The organism is Paeniroseomonas aquatica (assembly GCF_030409335.1).
Lineage (GTDB): Bacteria > Pseudomonadota > Alphaproteobacteria > Acetobacterales > Acetobacteraceae > Belnapia > Belnapia aquatica.
In genome coordinates this window covers 24,999-39,336 of the sequence record NZ_JAUFPN010000185.1, presented here as the reverse complement: position 1 = coordinate 39,336, position 14,338 = coordinate 24,999, and the positions used below count along the sequence as shown (strand labels likewise).

General features: G+C 73.4%; 11 protein-coding genes. 4 read left to right on the top strand and 7 right to left on the bottom strand.

Annotated elements, in window-relative coordinates; genetic code table 11:
• Nucleotides 1-179 precede the first annotated feature (179 nt).
• Nucleotides 180-884: a Crp/Fnr family transcriptional regulator gene (locus tag QWZ14_RS22395; RefSeq protein WP_290319149.1), complete on the top strand. Its 705-nt coding sequence runs from the start codon at nt 180-182 to the stop codon at nt 882-884.
• A gap of 18 nt (nt 885-902) precedes the next feature.
• On the opposite strand, the gene QWZ14_RS22390 is transcribed toward QWZ14_RS22395, so the two are convergent.
• Both QWZ14_RS22390 and QWZ14_RS22385 read right to left on the bottom strand, forming a co-directional pair.
• Entirely contained in the window at nt 903-2,234 is a 1,332-nt protein-coding gene (locus tag QWZ14_RS22390) for an MFS transporter (RefSeq protein WP_290319148.1), read from the bottom strand.
• Nucleotides 2,235-2,268: 34 nt separating this feature from the next.
• A complete protein-coding gene (locus tag QWZ14_RS22385; RefSeq protein WP_290319146.1) occupies nt 2,269-3,537 on the bottom strand; it encodes an arsenic transporter in 1,269 nt (422 codons plus the stop codon).
• A gap of 433 nt (nt 3,538-3,970) precedes the next feature.
• On the opposite strand from QWZ14_RS22385, the gene QWZ14_RS22380 reads away from it, so the two are divergent.
• Nucleotides 3,971-5,815, top strand: coding sequence for an SLC13 family permease (locus QWZ14_RS22380; protein ID WP_290319145.1), 1,845 nt, complete (start codon nt 3,971-3,973; stop codon nt 5,813-5,815).
• A gap of 122 nt (nt 5,816-5,937) precedes the next feature.
• On the opposite strand, the gene dinB is transcribed toward QWZ14_RS22380, so the two are convergent.
• Together dinB and QWZ14_RS22370 are read right to left on the bottom strand one after the other, a co-directional pair.
• Complete coding sequence (dinB, locus tag QWZ14_RS22375; RefSeq protein WP_377754672.1) at nt 5,938-6,978, bottom strand: DNA polymerase IV; 1,041 nt, start codon at nt 6,976-6,978, stop codon at nt 5,938-5,940.
• An 86-nt stretch (nt 6,979-7,064) separates the two neighbouring features.
• Entirely contained in the window at nt 7,065-7,730 is a 666-nt protein-coding gene (locus QWZ14_RS22370; RefSeq protein WP_290319143.1) for an SOS response-associated peptidase, read from the bottom strand.
• 271 nt (nt 7,731-8,001) lie between these two features.
• Here QWZ14_RS22370 and QWZ14_RS22365 point away from each other — a divergent pair, with 271 nt between their 5' ends.
• Complete coding sequence (locus QWZ14_RS22365; protein WP_290319142.1) at nt 8,002-8,886, top strand: type 1 glutamine amidotransferase; 885 nt, start codon at nt 8,002-8,004, stop codon at nt 8,884-8,886.
• Between the two features lie 94 nt (nt 8,887-8,980).
• Nucleotides 8,981-10,222: an ABC transporter substrate-binding protein gene (locus tag QWZ14_RS22360; protein WP_290319141.1), complete on the top strand. Its 1,242-nt coding sequence runs from the start codon at nt 8,981-8,983 to the stop codon at nt 10,220-10,222.
• Between the two features lie 12 nt (nt 10,223-10,234).
• Here the strand turns inward: QWZ14_RS22360 and QWZ14_RS22355 are convergent, their stop codons facing one another.
• From QWZ14_RS22355 to QWZ14_RS22345, 3 genes are read right to left on the bottom strand one after another with little or no spacing between them, the layout of a single operon-like run.
• On the bottom strand, nt 10,235-11,458 hold the full coding sequence (locus QWZ14_RS22355) for an ABC transporter substrate-binding protein (protein ID WP_290319140.1): 1,224 nt from the start codon (nt 11,456-11,458) through the stop codon (nt 10,235-10,237).
• Nucleotides 11,459-11,479: 21 nt separating this feature from the next.
• Nucleotides 11,480-12,316, bottom strand: coding sequence for an aspartate/glutamate racemase family protein (locus QWZ14_RS22350; protein WP_290319139.1), 837 nt, complete (start codon nt 12,314-12,316; stop codon nt 11,480-11,482).
• A gap of 30 nt (nt 12,317-12,346) precedes the next feature.
• A complete protein-coding gene (locus QWZ14_RS22345; protein ID WP_290319150.1) occupies nt 12,347-14,227 on the bottom strand; it encodes an FAD-dependent oxidoreductase in 1,881 nt (626 codons plus the stop codon).
• Between the last annotated feature and the right edge of the window lie 111 nt (nt 14,228-14,338).

Sequence of the window (14,338 nt, the reverse complement as noted above, 5' to 3'; positions counted from 1 at the left end):
CGGCGCCTTCGCCGGCCAGCAGGTCGTCACCGTCGGCGGACAGTGACCATCCAAGATACCGCTCCGGGGCGGCAGTCATTCAACCTGCCGCCCCGGGATATCACGCTTTTCGTCATCCCCTTGTATCCCCGCCATGCCCGCGTGACACTTTGCCGGCCCTGCCTGCAAGGAGTTGCGCGATGGCGCTTGCCGAAAGCCACCGGGACGCGGTGCTCGCCGCGCATCCCCTGCTGCGGCACCTGCGGCCGGAGGACCTCCGGCGCCTCGCCGCCACCGCCCAGATCATGCGCCACCCGCGCCACGCGACGATCTTCCAGAAGGGCGATCCCGGCGCCAGCATGATGGCCATCATCCGCGGCCGGGTGAAGATCTGCACCTTCTCGAACGACGGGCGGGAGCTGGTGCTGAACATCCTCGACCAGGGCGGCATGTTCGGCGAGATCGCGCTGCTCGACGGCCGGCCGCGCACCGCCGATGCGGTGGCGCTGGAGGAGACCGAGCTCTTCGTTATCGAGCGCGCGCAATTCCTGCCCTTCCTCACCAGCAACCCGGAAGCCCTGGCACGGCTGCTGACGGTGCTCTGCCAGCGGCTGCGCCAGACCAGCGAGACGCTGGAGGATGCGCTGCTGCGGGAGGCGCCCTCGCGGCTGGCGCGCGGCCTGCTGCGGCTGGCCGATACCTTCGGCCGCCCCACCCCGGGCGGCACCCGCCTCACCATCAAGCTCTCGCAGCAGCAGATCGGCAGCCTGATCGGCGCCTCGCGCGAGAGCATCAACAAGCACCTCGGCGACTGGACCCGGGCCGGGCACCTCGGCACCGAGGAGGGCTGCCTCGTCCTCCGCGACCGCGCCCTGCTGCAGCGCATCGCCGAGGCCGAGGCCTGAGCCGCCCGGCGGCGGGCATCATCCCTCCGGGGCGGCGGCCCCCGCGGCCTGCAGCGCCGTGCCGGGGCCCCGGCCGCCGCGGGCGCCCGCCGTCCTCCCGGTCTCCGGCATGGCCAGGAGGTAGCCGAGGAAGCCGGCCAGGGCGATGCCGCCCATCAGCAGGAAGGCCGCGGAATATCCCGCGCCGACGATCACCGTCCCGGCCAGCGTCGCGCTCAGCGCCGCCCCCAGCCCCTGCGCGGTGGCGACCGCCCCCTGGCTGACGTTGAAGCGCCCGGTGCCGCGCGTCAGGTCCGCCACCACCACCGGGAACAGGGCGCCGAAGATGCCGGCGCCGACGCCGTCCAGCAGCTGCACGCCGAGCAGCCACCAGGGGCTGTCGAAGAAGGTGTACAGCAGCCCGCGCAGCGCCAGCACGCCGAAGGCCACCAGGAAGATCGGCTTCCGCCCCCAGGCATCCGCCCTGGCGCCGACCAGCATGGCGACCGGCACCATCACGCATTGGGCGGCGACGATGCAGCCGGCGATCAGCGAGGTGGCGTAGTCCTTGCCGACGATATGCGTCAGCTTCTGGCCCACGGTCGGCAGCATCGCCGCATTGGCCAGGTGGAACAGCGCCATCAGCCCGGCGAAGATCAGCAGCGGCTTGCAGGTCAGCAGCGCCTTCCAGGCCGAGGGTTCCTCCCCGGCGGGCTTGCCGTCGGGCGCGTCCTCCAGCCCGCGCGCCATGTCGTCGTCGATCGCCGCGGCCGGGACCAGCAGCATGGCGGCGATGCTGGCGGCCGCCAGCGCCCCCATGATCCAGAAGACGACGACCGGGCCGAACAGGATGGCCGAGCCGGCCGCCAGCGCCGCCGAGGCCGCGTTGCCGGCATGGTTGAAGGCCTCGTTCCGCCCGACCCGGCGGGAGAAGGCGCGGGGCCCGACGATGCCGAGGGTGATCGCCGCTAGGGCCGGCGGGAAGATGGCGCCGGCGATGCCCGCCAGCGACTGCGTCGCGGCCACCGCATAGAAATTGCCGATGAAGGGCAGCACCACGCAGCTCACCGTCACCGCCACCGCGGCGGCGATGACGATGCCCCGCTTGTGCCGGCTGCGGTCGATCAGCGCCCCGGCCGGGGTCTGCGACAGCAGCCCGGCGACCGCCGAGAGGGTGATGACTAGGCCGATGGTCGCCTCGTTCCAGCCCTGGTCCGGCCCGCGCACCGCCAGCAGGTAGATCGCGAGGTAGGGGCCGAGCCCGTCCCGCACATCGGCCAGGAAGAAGTTCAGCGCATCCAGGCCGCGGCGGATGCGCGGCGAGGGCTGCCCGCCTCCGGGCATGGTTCGGGCGTCGGTGGCAGCCGTCATCGGGGTCACTCCGGTCTTCGGTGCGGGGGTGGGCTCAGGCGCCAAGGAAGACGGCGGCGATGGCCAGGATCAGCGCCGGCGGCATCACCAGCGCGCCGAGCTTCAGGAATTGCCAGGCGGTCACCACCACGCCCTCGCGCCGCAGGGCGATCAGCCAGAGGATCGTCGCCAGCGAGCCGGTCACCGAGAGGTTCGGGCCGAGGTCGACGCCGATCAGTACCGCGGCGCGCACCGGCTCCGGCACCTGCGCCAGCTCCACCACGCGGCCGGCGACCAGCCCGGCGGGCAGGTTGTTGACGAGGTTGGTGCCGATCGCCAGGGCGCCGCCGGCGATCCAGGTGGCCTCGGTCACCGAGTGCCGCACCAGGTCCTGCAGCAGCCCGGCCAGCACGGCGGTGACGCCGGTGCGCTGCAGCGCCTCGACCAGCACGAAGAGCCCGGCGACCAGCGGCAGCACGCCCCAGGCGATGCCGCGCAGCACCGTCAGCGGACCGCAGTCCGACCGCAGCAGCACCAGCCCGGCGGCGGCGAGCCCGGCCAGGAAGGTCGGCAGGCCGAGGTCGGCGCCGAGCGCCGAGGCGGTCAGCAGCACCGCGGCGGTGCCGAGGATGCCGAGGGCCGCCATCCGGCCGCCGGGCGACAGCGTGGGGACCGCGATGTCCGTCGCGACCGGCGCCCGCAGCGCCTGCCGCTGGGTCAGCCAGAGCACGGCATAGGTGGCGAGGATCGCCGCCAGCGAGGGCAGCGCGTAGCGCGGCAGCCAGTCCAGCAGCGGCGGCATCTGGCGGCCGTAGATGACGAGGTTGGCCGGGTTCGAGATCGGCAGCACGAAGCTCGCGGCATTGGCGATGAAGGCGCAGACCAGCAGGTAGGGCAGCGGATTCTGCGCCTTCGCCGCCCGCGCCACCGCGGCGACCGCCGGCGTCAGCACCACCGCCGTCGCGTCGTTCGAGAGGAAGGCGGTGACCAGCGTGCCGACCGCGAAGACCAGGGTGAACAGCCGGGTGGCCGAGCCCTTCGCCAGCCGCGCCGCCCGGGCGGCGAGCCAGTCGAACAGCCCCTCCTGCCGCGCCAACTCGGCCAGCAGCATCATCCCGACGAGGAAGAGGTAGACATCGGTGCCGCGGGCGACGCCGGCCAGCGCCTCGGGCCAGGGCAGCAGGCCGAGCAGCACGAGCAGGATGGCCCCCGCCGCCGCCCAGACGAATTCCGGCCAGCCGAAGGGGCGCAGGATCACCCCGGCGGTCGCCGCCGCGGCGATGCCCCAGGTGCTCCAGGGGGAGGCGGCCAGCGTCGCCAGCATCAGGCCGTCACCAGCGGGTGGCAGTCATCGCGCATCGGGTGGTCCTTCCGGAAATCGGCAGGCCGGGCATGGCCGGCGATCGGCGTCGGGATCCGGCGCCGCCTTCAGCGCCGGTCCCCGCCCCCAGGATGCATGACATCGCCGCAACCCGGGCATCCCGGGGCCTCGGGCCCAGGCTCAGCCGCGCGGCGGCAGGCGCAGGATGGTGCCACCCGCCAGCACGGCGCCGTCCACCTCGCCGCGCGGGCCGCCGCCGGCATCCGTCACGGTGACGCCGCTGGCCGCCCCGCCGCAACCTGCGGCGCGGGCAGCGCCTCGCGCAAACTCAACCAGGGAGGCAACTCCCCGTCACCGCGCCGGTTGTGCTCCGGCCCGCCCCACCCGGGGCCTGCCGGACGACCAGCCCTCCCCGACACAGATCGAAGCGCACGACATGACACTGGACCAGGGCCTTGCCTTCGGGCTGATGGGCGCCACCATCGGCTTCTTCCTTTGGGGACGTTTCGCCTATGACGCGGTGGCGCTCGGCGCGCTGCTGGCGGGGGTGCTGATCGGCGTGATCCCGGCCGACAAGGCCTTCGAGGGCCTGTCGGACGACGTGGTGGTGATCGTCGCGGCGGCGCTGATCATCAGCCAGGCCGTCGCCAAGTCGGGCGCGGTGGAGACGCTGATGCGGCCGGTGACGCCGCGGCTCCGGACCGTGGCGGTGCAGGTCCCGGTGCTGGCGGGCGCGACCATGCTGCTGTCGATGGTCACCAAGAACGTCGGGGCGCTGGCCATCATGATGCCGGTGGCGCTGCAGATCGCCCGCCGCACCGGCACGCCGCAGGCGGCGCTGCTGATGCCGATGGCGACGGCGGCCATGGTCGGCGGCGTGGTCACGCTGGTGGGCACGGCGCCCAACATCATCATGTCCCGGGTGCGCGAGGAGCTGACCGGCACGCCCTTCCGGATGTTCGACTACGCGCCGGTCGGGCTCGGGGTCTGCGTCGTCACCCTGCTGTACCTGATGGTGGGCTGGCGCCTGCTGCCGGGCGGGCGCAAGGGCGCCTCCTCAATGGAGGCGGCCTTCACCATCGGCCAGTACACCCTCGAGGCCCGGGTGCCCACGGGGGCCACGGCCGCGGGGATGACGGTCGTCGAGCTGAAGGCCCTCGGCGAGGGCGAGGTCCAGGTCTCCGCCCTCCTGCCCCGCCGCGGCGAGGAGCGGCCGGTCGCCGACGGCGGCGGGGTGGCGGCGGTGGTGGAGGAGGCGGCGGCCGGGCCGCCCGACGGCGGGCACCGCCTGGCGGTGGGCGAGGGGCTGATGCTGCGCGGCGAGGCGGCGGAGCTGGAGCGGCTGGTCGCGGGCGCCGGGCTGGTGCTCGCCGGCGAGGGCCCGGTGGTCGACAACCCCGACACCGACGAGGACGACCTGCGCGTCGTCGAAGGCGTGGTGACCGGCGAGAGCCCGCTGGTCGGGCGCACCCCCGCCGCGATGACCCTGCGGACGCGCCACGGCCTCTCGCTGCTGGCGGTCAGCCGCCGCGGCCGGGAGCAATTGCGCGACCGCATCGCCCAGATGCGGCTGCGGGCGGGCGACGTGGTGCTGCTGCGCGGCCTGGCCGCCACCATGCCGGACAAGCTGGGGGAGCTGCGCATCCTGCCGCTGGCCGAGCGCGCCATGGCGCTCGGCCGCGGCAGGCGGTCCTGGATCCCGCTCGCGGTGCTGGCGGCGGCGATGCTGCTGGTGGCGATGGGGGCGCTGAAGGTGGCGACCGCCTTCTTCGGGGCGGTGGTCGCGCTGCTGGCGCTGAAGGTGATGACCACGCGCGAGGCCTACGAATCCGTCGACTGGCCGGTCGTCGTGCTGCTCGCGGCGCTGATCCCGGTGAGCGGGGCGATCCAGCACACCGGCGGCACCGACCTGCTCGCGGGCTGGCTCACCAGCGCCGTCGTCGGCCTGCCGGGGCTGGTGTCGCTGGGCGTGACCATGCTGCTCGCCATGGCGGTGACGCCCTTCCTGAACAACGCCGCGACGGTGCTGGTGATGGGCCCGATCGCGGCGACCCTGGCGAAGCAGCTCGGCCTCAGCCCCGATCCCTTCCTGATGGCGGTGGCGCTCGGCGCCGCGAGCGACTTCCTCACCCCCATCGGGCACCAGTGCAACACGCTGGTCATGGGGCCGGCCGGCTACCGCTTCGGCGACTACACGCGGCTCGGCCTGCCGCTCTCGATCCTGGTGCTGCTGACGGGGGTGCCGCTCATCGCCTATTTCTGGCCGCTGGCGCCACATTGAGCGCGCCCGCCCGGCGCGGCCAGGGCGGTTTCCGTCCGCACCGGCTCACGGAGCCCGCTCCGGCCTGCTGTTCCCGCGAGCAGATATCTCCGGTCCGATGAGTCCATCAGGTCGGAGGCTGCTCAGAGGGACAGCCGCAGCTGCGCCTCGCCCGCCACCGGCTCGTCGTTGAGCGAGGACAGCGTCACGCCCAGCAGCCGGATGCCGCGCGGCACCGGGAAGACCGGCTCGAGCAGCGCGAAGCTCAGCCGTTCCAGCTCGCCGCGGCTCGCCACCGGCGCCAGGCCGGTCCGGCTGCGGGTGGCCTGGCTGAAGTCGGCGTACTTGACCTTGAGCGTCACGGTGCGGCCGCGGATGCCGGTGCCCTCGCAGTAGCGCCAGACCTTGTCCAGGATCGGCTGCAGCGCCGCCCGCGCCGCCTCCGGCGTGGCCAGGTCGGCGGCGAAGGTATTCTCCGCCCCGACCGACTTGCGGATCCGGTCCGCCCGTACCGGGCGCTCGTCGATGCCGCGGGCGATCCAGTAGTAGTAGGCGCCGGCCTTGCCGAAATGCTGCTGCAGGAAGGCCAGGCTCCGCGCCCGCAGGTCGCGCCCGGTATGGATCCCGAGCCGCTCCATCCGGGCCGAGGTCGCCGGGCCGACGCCGTGGAAGCGGCCGACCGGCAGGTCCTCGACGAAGGCCGGGCCGAGCCGCGGCGTGATGACGAAGAGCCCGTCGGGCTTGCGGTGGTCGGAGGCCAGCTTGGCCAGGAATTTGTTGTAGGAGACCCCGGCCGAGGCGGTCAGCCCGGTCGCCGCCCTGATCTCGGCGCGGATCCGCTCGGCGATCTCGGTCGCCGAGGCGATGCCCTGGATGTTCTCGGTGACGTCGAGATAGGCCTCGTCCAGCGAGAGCGGCTCGATCACCGGCGTATGCGCGGCGAAGATGGCGCGGATCTGCAGCGACACCGCCTTGTAGACCTCGAAGCGCGGCGGCACGAAGACCAGCTCCGGGCATTTCCGCCGGGCGGTCACCGAGGGCATGGCCGAGCGGACGCCGAACCGCCGGGCCTCGTAGCTGGCCGCCGCCACCACGCCGCGCTCGCGCGAGCCGCCGACCGCGACCGGCAGGCCGCGCAGCGCCGGGTCGTCGCGCTGCTCGACCGAGGCATAGAAGGCATCCATGTCGATGTGGATGATCTTGCGCGGCCGCGCCGCCGCCTGGTCCGTCGCCTCCGGTCCGGGGTCGGTCTCGGCCACGCTTCCCCCCATCAGGACGCGGCGGGCGCCCCGTCCTGCTTCTCGCCCCGGGCGACGACGACCAGCGCGCCATCGGCCAGCGGCCGCTGCAGCGCCAGCGCTTCCTCCGTGCCGGCCGAGAGCCAGGTGTCGATCTCCTCCGGCGTGGTCAGGATGACCGGCATGGCCTTGGGATGCACCGCCGCCACCTCGGCATTCGGCGTGGTGGTCAGGAAGGCGAAGAGGTCGTTCGTCGTCTCGCCCTCCTTGAGCTTGCGCACCGAGGTCCAGCGGGTCCAGATCCCGGCGAAGGCCGCCAGCGGCCGGCCCTCGTCGCGGGCGAACCAGACCGGCGGGCGGCTGCCGTCCGGCAGCACCTCATGCTCGGCGAAGCTGCCGAAGGGCACCACGCAGCGGTGCTCGGGCCCGAGCCAGCGGCGCCAGTGCGGGGACTGGGCGTTGCGGACATTGGTGACGCCGGGATCGGTCTTGCGGCCCTTCAGCGCGAAGGCGGGCGAGGGCATGCCCCAGCGGGCCATGGCCAGCTCGCGGCCCTCCGGCCGGTTGCGGACGATCGGCGCCGCGTAGTCGGGATAGACGCCGGGCAGCGGCGGCAGGTTGCCCGTCCGGTCGGTCATCGCCCTGGTGAATTCGCGGATCGCCTGCTGACCCTTGGTGATGCTGTAGAGGTTGCACATCCCCGCCTCCCGACCCTGCTGCCAGATGCGCCAACGCCGGAGACTCCCGGCCGGGTGCCTCGGGCGCGATCGCGCGTCCGGAGCGCGGATCACGGTCTAGCGGAAATCCCGGCGGCCCGGCAGGCCGCGGCGATGCCCCACGCAGCTTTGCCGGCGCTGCGGGTTGCGCCGCGTCGCTTCGACCCCACTCCATGAGCGGCAAACCGCCTGGAAGCCCCATGACCATCACCCTGCGCCCCGCCCTGCCCCTGCCACCCGCGCCGGCCCGGCCGTGACGCCCCCGGAGGGGGCCGGGCCCCGGTTCCTGGTGGCGGAGAGCGAGACGCTTGAGCAGCGCGAGCAGCGCCGCGCCAGCGTCGGGCGCAGCAGCGGCGAGACCTACCTCGACACCCTCCGGGCCCTCGTCCCGGGCGCCGCCTGCGACCTCGCCCGGCCGTCGGAGGAAGGGGCGGAGGCGCCGGGGCGGGACGCGCTGGCCGGCTACGATGCGGTCTTCCTCACCGGCTCGCCGCTGCATGTGTACCGCGACACGCCCGCGGTCCGCCGCCAGCTTGCCTTCATGCGCGACGTCTTCGCCTCGGGCACGCCCGCCTTCGGGTCCTGCGCCGGGCTGCAGGTGGCGGTGGCGGCCGCGGGCGGCACGGTGCGGGAGAGCCGGCGCGGGCACGAGGCCGCCTTCGCCCGCCGCATCGTGGCGACCGCGGCGGGACGCGACCACCCGCTGCTTGCCGGCCGGCCGGCGGCCTGGGATGCCCCGGCGATCCACACCGACGAGGTGGAGCGGCTGCCCGAAGGGGCGGTCCTGCTGGCCGGCAACGCGGTAAGCGCCGTGCAGGCGGCCGAGATCCGGCACGGAGGCGGCGTGTTCTGGGGCGTGCAGTACCACCCGGAGCTGACGCTGGGCGAGGTCGCGGCAGCGGTGCGGCGCCAGGCCGAGGACCTGCTGCGACAGGGGCTCGCCCACGACCGGCGCGACCTGGACGACCATGCCGACCGCATCGAGGCGCTGCACCGCGAGCCCTCCCGCCGCGACCTGGCGTGGCAGCTCGGCCTCGACAGGCAGGTCACCGATCCTGCCCTGCGGCAGACCGAGCTGCGCAACTTCATCGCGCACCTGGTCCGGCCGGTCATGCGGTCGCGCCGGCGCGGCGGATGAGCGCCTGCGGTCCCCGCCGCTTGGCGGCGCGGCGCTCCGCGGTCTAGAAGACGCCCCAAGCCGCGGTCCGGGACCGCCCTCGGGGAATTACGCCATGACCATGAACCGCCGCATGCTGCTGGGCGCCGTGCCCCTGGTCGGGCTGCTGCCGCAACGGCGCAGCGCGGCGCAGTCCGCCGACGGGACGATCCGCCTCGGTGCCCTCACCGACATGTCCGGCACCTACCGCGACGTCGAAGGCCCGACGGGCACGGCCTGCGTCCAGCAGGCGGTCGCGGAGATCATGGCCGAGACGCCCGGCCTGAAGGTCGAGATCGTCACCGCCGACCACCAGAACCGCCCCGACGTCGCCAGCGCCATCGTGCGCGAATGGTTCGACCGCGGCGGCGTCGATGCGCTGGTGCAGGTCGGCAACACCGCCGTCGCCCTGGCCGCGAACACCGTCGCGCGCGAGAAGGACAAGGTGCACCTGAACACCGGCGCGCTCTCCTCGGTGCTGACCGGCGCGCAGTGCTCGCCCAACCTCGTGCACGGTCCGCTCGACACCTGGAGCATGGGCCATGCGACGGCGACGGCGGTGACCAAGGCGGGCGGCGACACCTGGTTCTTCGTCACCGCCGACTACGCCTTCGGCCATGCCCTGCAGGAGGACGCCTCGACCTTCGTGCGCGCCGCCGGCGGCAAGGTGCTGGGCGCGGTCCGGCATCCCTTCCCGGGCACGACCGATTTCGCTTCCTTCCTGCTGCAGGCGCAGTCGAGCCGGGCCAAGGTCATCGCCCTCGCGCATTCCGGCGGCGACCTCATCAACTGCATGAAGCAGACGCAGGAATTCGGCATCACGCGGCGCGGCACCAAGGTCGCCGGGCTCGGCACGCTGATCACCGACGTCGTCGCCATGGGCCTGCCGCTCGCCCAGGGGCTGCTGATGACCGAGAGCTTCTATTGGGACCTCAACGACCGCACCCGTGCCTTCTATAACCGGGTGAAGGGGCGCTTCGAACGGCCGACGATCCTGCCGAACTCGCTGCATGCCGGCGCCTATGCGGCGACGTTGCACTACCTGAAGACGGTCCGGGCGATGGGCGTGGCCGAGGCCAGGGTCTCCGGCCAGCGCACCGTCGCCGCGATGAAGGGCACGCCGACCGACGACGACGCCTACGGTGCCGGCACGATCCGCGCGGACGGGCAGATGATCGCCCCGGTGCACCTGTTCCAGGTGAAGACGCCGGCGGAGAGCCGCGGCGCCGGCGACCTCCTGAAGCTGGTGGAGACCGTCGCGGCCGAGCAGGCCTTCCGTCCCCTGGCGGACGGGGGCTGCCCGATGATCCGGGCCTGAGGGGCGGCGGGCTCAGCCCCCGCGCGGCACCAGCGGGCAGCCGCCCTGGGCGACGGGCCGGTAGGAGTCCTCGACCGGCACCTCCCGGGTCAGGCGGTAGACGTCGTAGCGGCCGGAGGACTCCGCCGGCTTCTTGACCTGGAAGACGTAGACCGGGCTGATGCGGCGGCCATCGGCGCGGATCTCGCCCCGGCCGAAGACCGTGTCGTCGGTCGGCGTCGCCTTCATGCGCGCTACGACGGCGCGGCCATCGGTCGATTGCCCCAGCGCCTCCACGGCCTTCAGGTAGTGGGTGACGGCGGCATAGACATTGGCCTGCAGGTCGGTCGGCATGCGGCCACCCATGCGTTCTGCGAAGCGGCGGCCGAAGCTGCGGCTGCCCTCGTTCAGGTCCCAGTACCAGTTGCCGACCACGACGGCATCCTGCGTCGCCTCCAGGCCCAGCGACACGATGTCCGAGATATAGACCGCCAGCCCGACCACCCGCTGCCCACGGCGAGACAGTCCGAATTCCGAGGCCTGCTTCATGCTGTTGATGAAATCGGCCTGGGAGTTCGACAGCGCCACCACCGATGCGCGCGAGGCCTGCGCCTGCAGCAGCACCGAGGAGAAGTCGGTGGTGCCGAGCGGATGCCGGACCGAGCCGAGCACCCGCCCGCCGGCCCGCGTCACCGCCTCGCCCGACTGCTTTTCGAGGTCGTGGCCGAAGGCGTAGTCGGCGGTGACGTAGAACCAGCTGTTGCCGCCCTGCTGCACCAGCGCCCGGCTCGGCACGTTCGACATCGACCAGGTGTCGAGCGAGTAGTGGATGGTATTGGGCGAGCAGAGGTCACCGGAGAGGCGGCTCGACACCGCAGCCGTCACCAGGGCGACGCGGTTGGCGTTCCGCGCGACCTCGCCAACCGCCAGCGCCACCGCCGAATTCGGCAGGTCGACGATGGCATCGACGCCATCCGTGTCGAACCAGCGACGGGCGATGGCGGAGCCGGTGTCGGCCTTGTTCTGGTGGTCGCCCGAGATGATCTGCACTGGCAGCCCCGCCGCGCGGCCGCCGAAATCCTGCGCCGCCAGCTGCGCCGCGACCACCGAGCCCGGCCCGGCGACATCGGCGAAGCTGCCGGAGAGGTCGCTCATGATACCGATGCGGATCGCCTCCCGCCGGGTAGCGGGCGGGGTCTGCGCGGCGGCGGGCAGCCCGGCCGCCAGCAGCGCCATGATGAGGAATGCGCGTCGCATGCTTGGTATCCTTCCCACTGTTCAGCGGCGATCTGCGTCGCCCGAAAAACTGTCCTCGGTCATGGCGGTGGCGCCCGCCGCGGCACGGGCCTGGGCCAGCATCGCCGCGGGTGGCCGGGCGTAGCGGCCGGCGCGGCTGACCTGCAGCCCGATCGCGGCCCGGGCGCCGACCATGAAGCGGGCGTGGTGGAACAGCGTGCCCAGCGCGTCCATCACCACCGCGCCATGGCTCGCGCGCAGCCCGTGCCGCCAGACGAATTCGTTGAGGAAGCCGTCGCCGGGGATGATGACCTCGGCGCCCATCCCGACCAGCCGGCCGCAGGCCGCGTGGAAGCCGTCCAGCAGCGGCAGGGTGGCCTGCTCGTCGCCCTCGAGGCTGTACTCGTCGATCGGCGGCTGCATCGCGACCACGCCGGCCAGCCGCTCGCGCAGGCCATGGGCCCGGGCCTGCTCCTCGTGCTGGGCGCGCTGGCTCGCCTCCAGCGAGACCAGGCCGAAGCGCTGGCCGAGCGAGCAGGCGACCAGCATGCAGGTCTCCGACAGGCCGAGGCAGGGGATATCCACCAGCGAGCGCACCGCCGTCAGCGCCGGGTCGTAGAAGCAGCCGAGGGCGAAGGCGTCGTAGCCGGCACGCTCGGCCGCCAGCGCCGCCTCGATGACCTGCGCCTCGTTCAGGTATTCGAGGTAGCGGTGGCGGATGGCGTGGATCGGGGCGAAGTCGGTGCCGTAGGTGCCGGGCCGCAGCCCGTGCAGCACCACGTCGTCGCCCGGCAGCACCGCCGCGGCATGGCGGGCCAGCGTCGCGCGATAGAGCGGCGCGCGGTCGAGGTCGCTGAAGCTCTGGTGCCAGATCCGCATGGCTAGCGCCCCCCTCGGGCCGGGGCGCGGTCAGGCCGCATTGTCGCGCCGCGCCGCATGGGCGCCCCCCAGCCGGCCGAAGACCAGGCCCTTCAGCACCGAGGTCGCGCCGGTATAGGTGCGGTAGTAGGTGCCGATGATCTCGCCGGCGGCATAGAGGCCGGCGATCGGCCTCCCGTCGCCGTCCAGCACCCGGGCGTCGCTGTCCACCTTCAGCCCGCCGAAGGTGAAGACATTGGCCGACATGATCGGATAGGCGTGGAAGGGCGGCTCGTCGACCGGCAGCGCCCAGTTCGATTTCGGCGGGTCGAGCCCCGCCGTCGCCAGCCCGTCGAGCTCGAGCGGCTTCCAGGCGCCGGGCCGGCAGGCGGCGTTGTAGCCCCGCAGGGTCTCGGCCAGCGCCGCCGGCGGCAGGCCCAGCTGCGCCGCCAGCGCCTCCGGGCTGGCGGCGACGATGGGCGGCCGGTCGGTGCGGATGGCGAGGCGGACGTTGGGCACCCGCTGGTGCCTCGCATCCAGCACCACGTAGGCGATGCCGTCGCGCTGCTCGAAGATCCGCCGGGTGACGCTTTCGTAGTGCGCATCGACGGTGCCCGGCGCCTCGTCGGTGAAGCGGCGGCCGTCCTTGTTCACCAGCACGCCGTAGGGGAAGACGAAGACCGAGGGCTCCGGGACGCCGGAGCGCGGGTCAATCGGCTCGGCATGGTAGCTGCCGAAATCGCCGGCGGTGGCGGCGCCGATATCGAGCGCCATGCGGATGCCCTCGCCGCGGTTGAAATGGCCGCCCTTGCAGATGGGGCGCAGGAAGGCGGCGCGGGGGCCGAGGTAGCGCGTCAGCATCTCGGCATTGCCCTCAAAGCCGCCGCAGGCGAGCACCACGCGGCCGCGCAGGGTGAGCCGCCCCTCCGTGCGGTGGCGGGCCAGCAGGCCGGTGACGCGGCCCTCGGCGTCCTGCTCGAGCCGCTCGGCCGTCGTCTCGTACCGGATCTCGACGCCCAGCCCCGCGGCCCGCGCCGCCAGCCCCTCGACCAGCGCGAGGCCGCCGCCGACCGGCAGCAGCCGCGGTTGGGATTTCGTGAGGAATTGCGTGGGCAGGAAGTCGAAGCGCAGGCCGAAGCCCTTTAGCCAGGCGATGGTCGGGCCGGCCTGGTCGGCGAAGGTGGCGATGAAGCCGGGCTCGGCCATCGAGATGGCGGCGGCATAGGCGGCGCGCCCCTCCACCGGCCGGGCGCTCTCGGCGATGATGTCGGGGTCGAGGAGGCCGCTGCTGTTCTCGGCGAGATGGGTCTCGAAGTCGTCGGTGACCTCGGCCTCGCTCTTCATCCGGAGATAGGCTTCGGTGTAGCGGCTCTGGCCGCCGCGCTCGGCCTGCGGCGCCCGCTCCAGCACGACCACCCGGGCACCGGCCTCGGCCGCCGCGACCGCGGCGGACAGCCCGGCCACGCCGCAACCGGCCACGACCACATCGCACCGCGTCTCGCGCATCGGCATCCTCCCCTGGGGGGAGCATTGCACGCTGGCGGCGGGGGTCAAACCGGCCGGGGTGGTGGCCTCAGGACGGGCGCGCGGGACCCGTCCGCCGCTGGCGCAGCCTGGCCCGTTCCTGCAGCAGCAGGGTGAGGATGGGCGGCGACTGCACCAGGCACCGCCCCCGAGCCGCCGTGGCTCCCGGTACGGGCGGTGCAGCCATTCCAGCCCGGCCCGCTGCATCATGGCCGGCGCCCGCTGCTGCGCCTCGGTGAGGAATTCCAGGGCCGAGCCGACGCAGAGCGCGGTGCCGTGCAGATCGCCCCGCGGCATCCCGCAGGCGAAGACGCAGAAGCGGGCGGGATGATCGACCACGAAGTCGACGGTGCGCCGGTACGCGGCCTCGTCCCGCCCGAAGCCGAGCGGCGGGACATGATGCGCGATGACGGCCCCGGCAGGCCCGCATCAGGTCGGGCGTCCTGGCCAGCCGGACCAGGTGCTCGGCATTGGGCGTGACCACGGAGCCGAAGGGCGCATCCGCGGGGCGACGGGCGA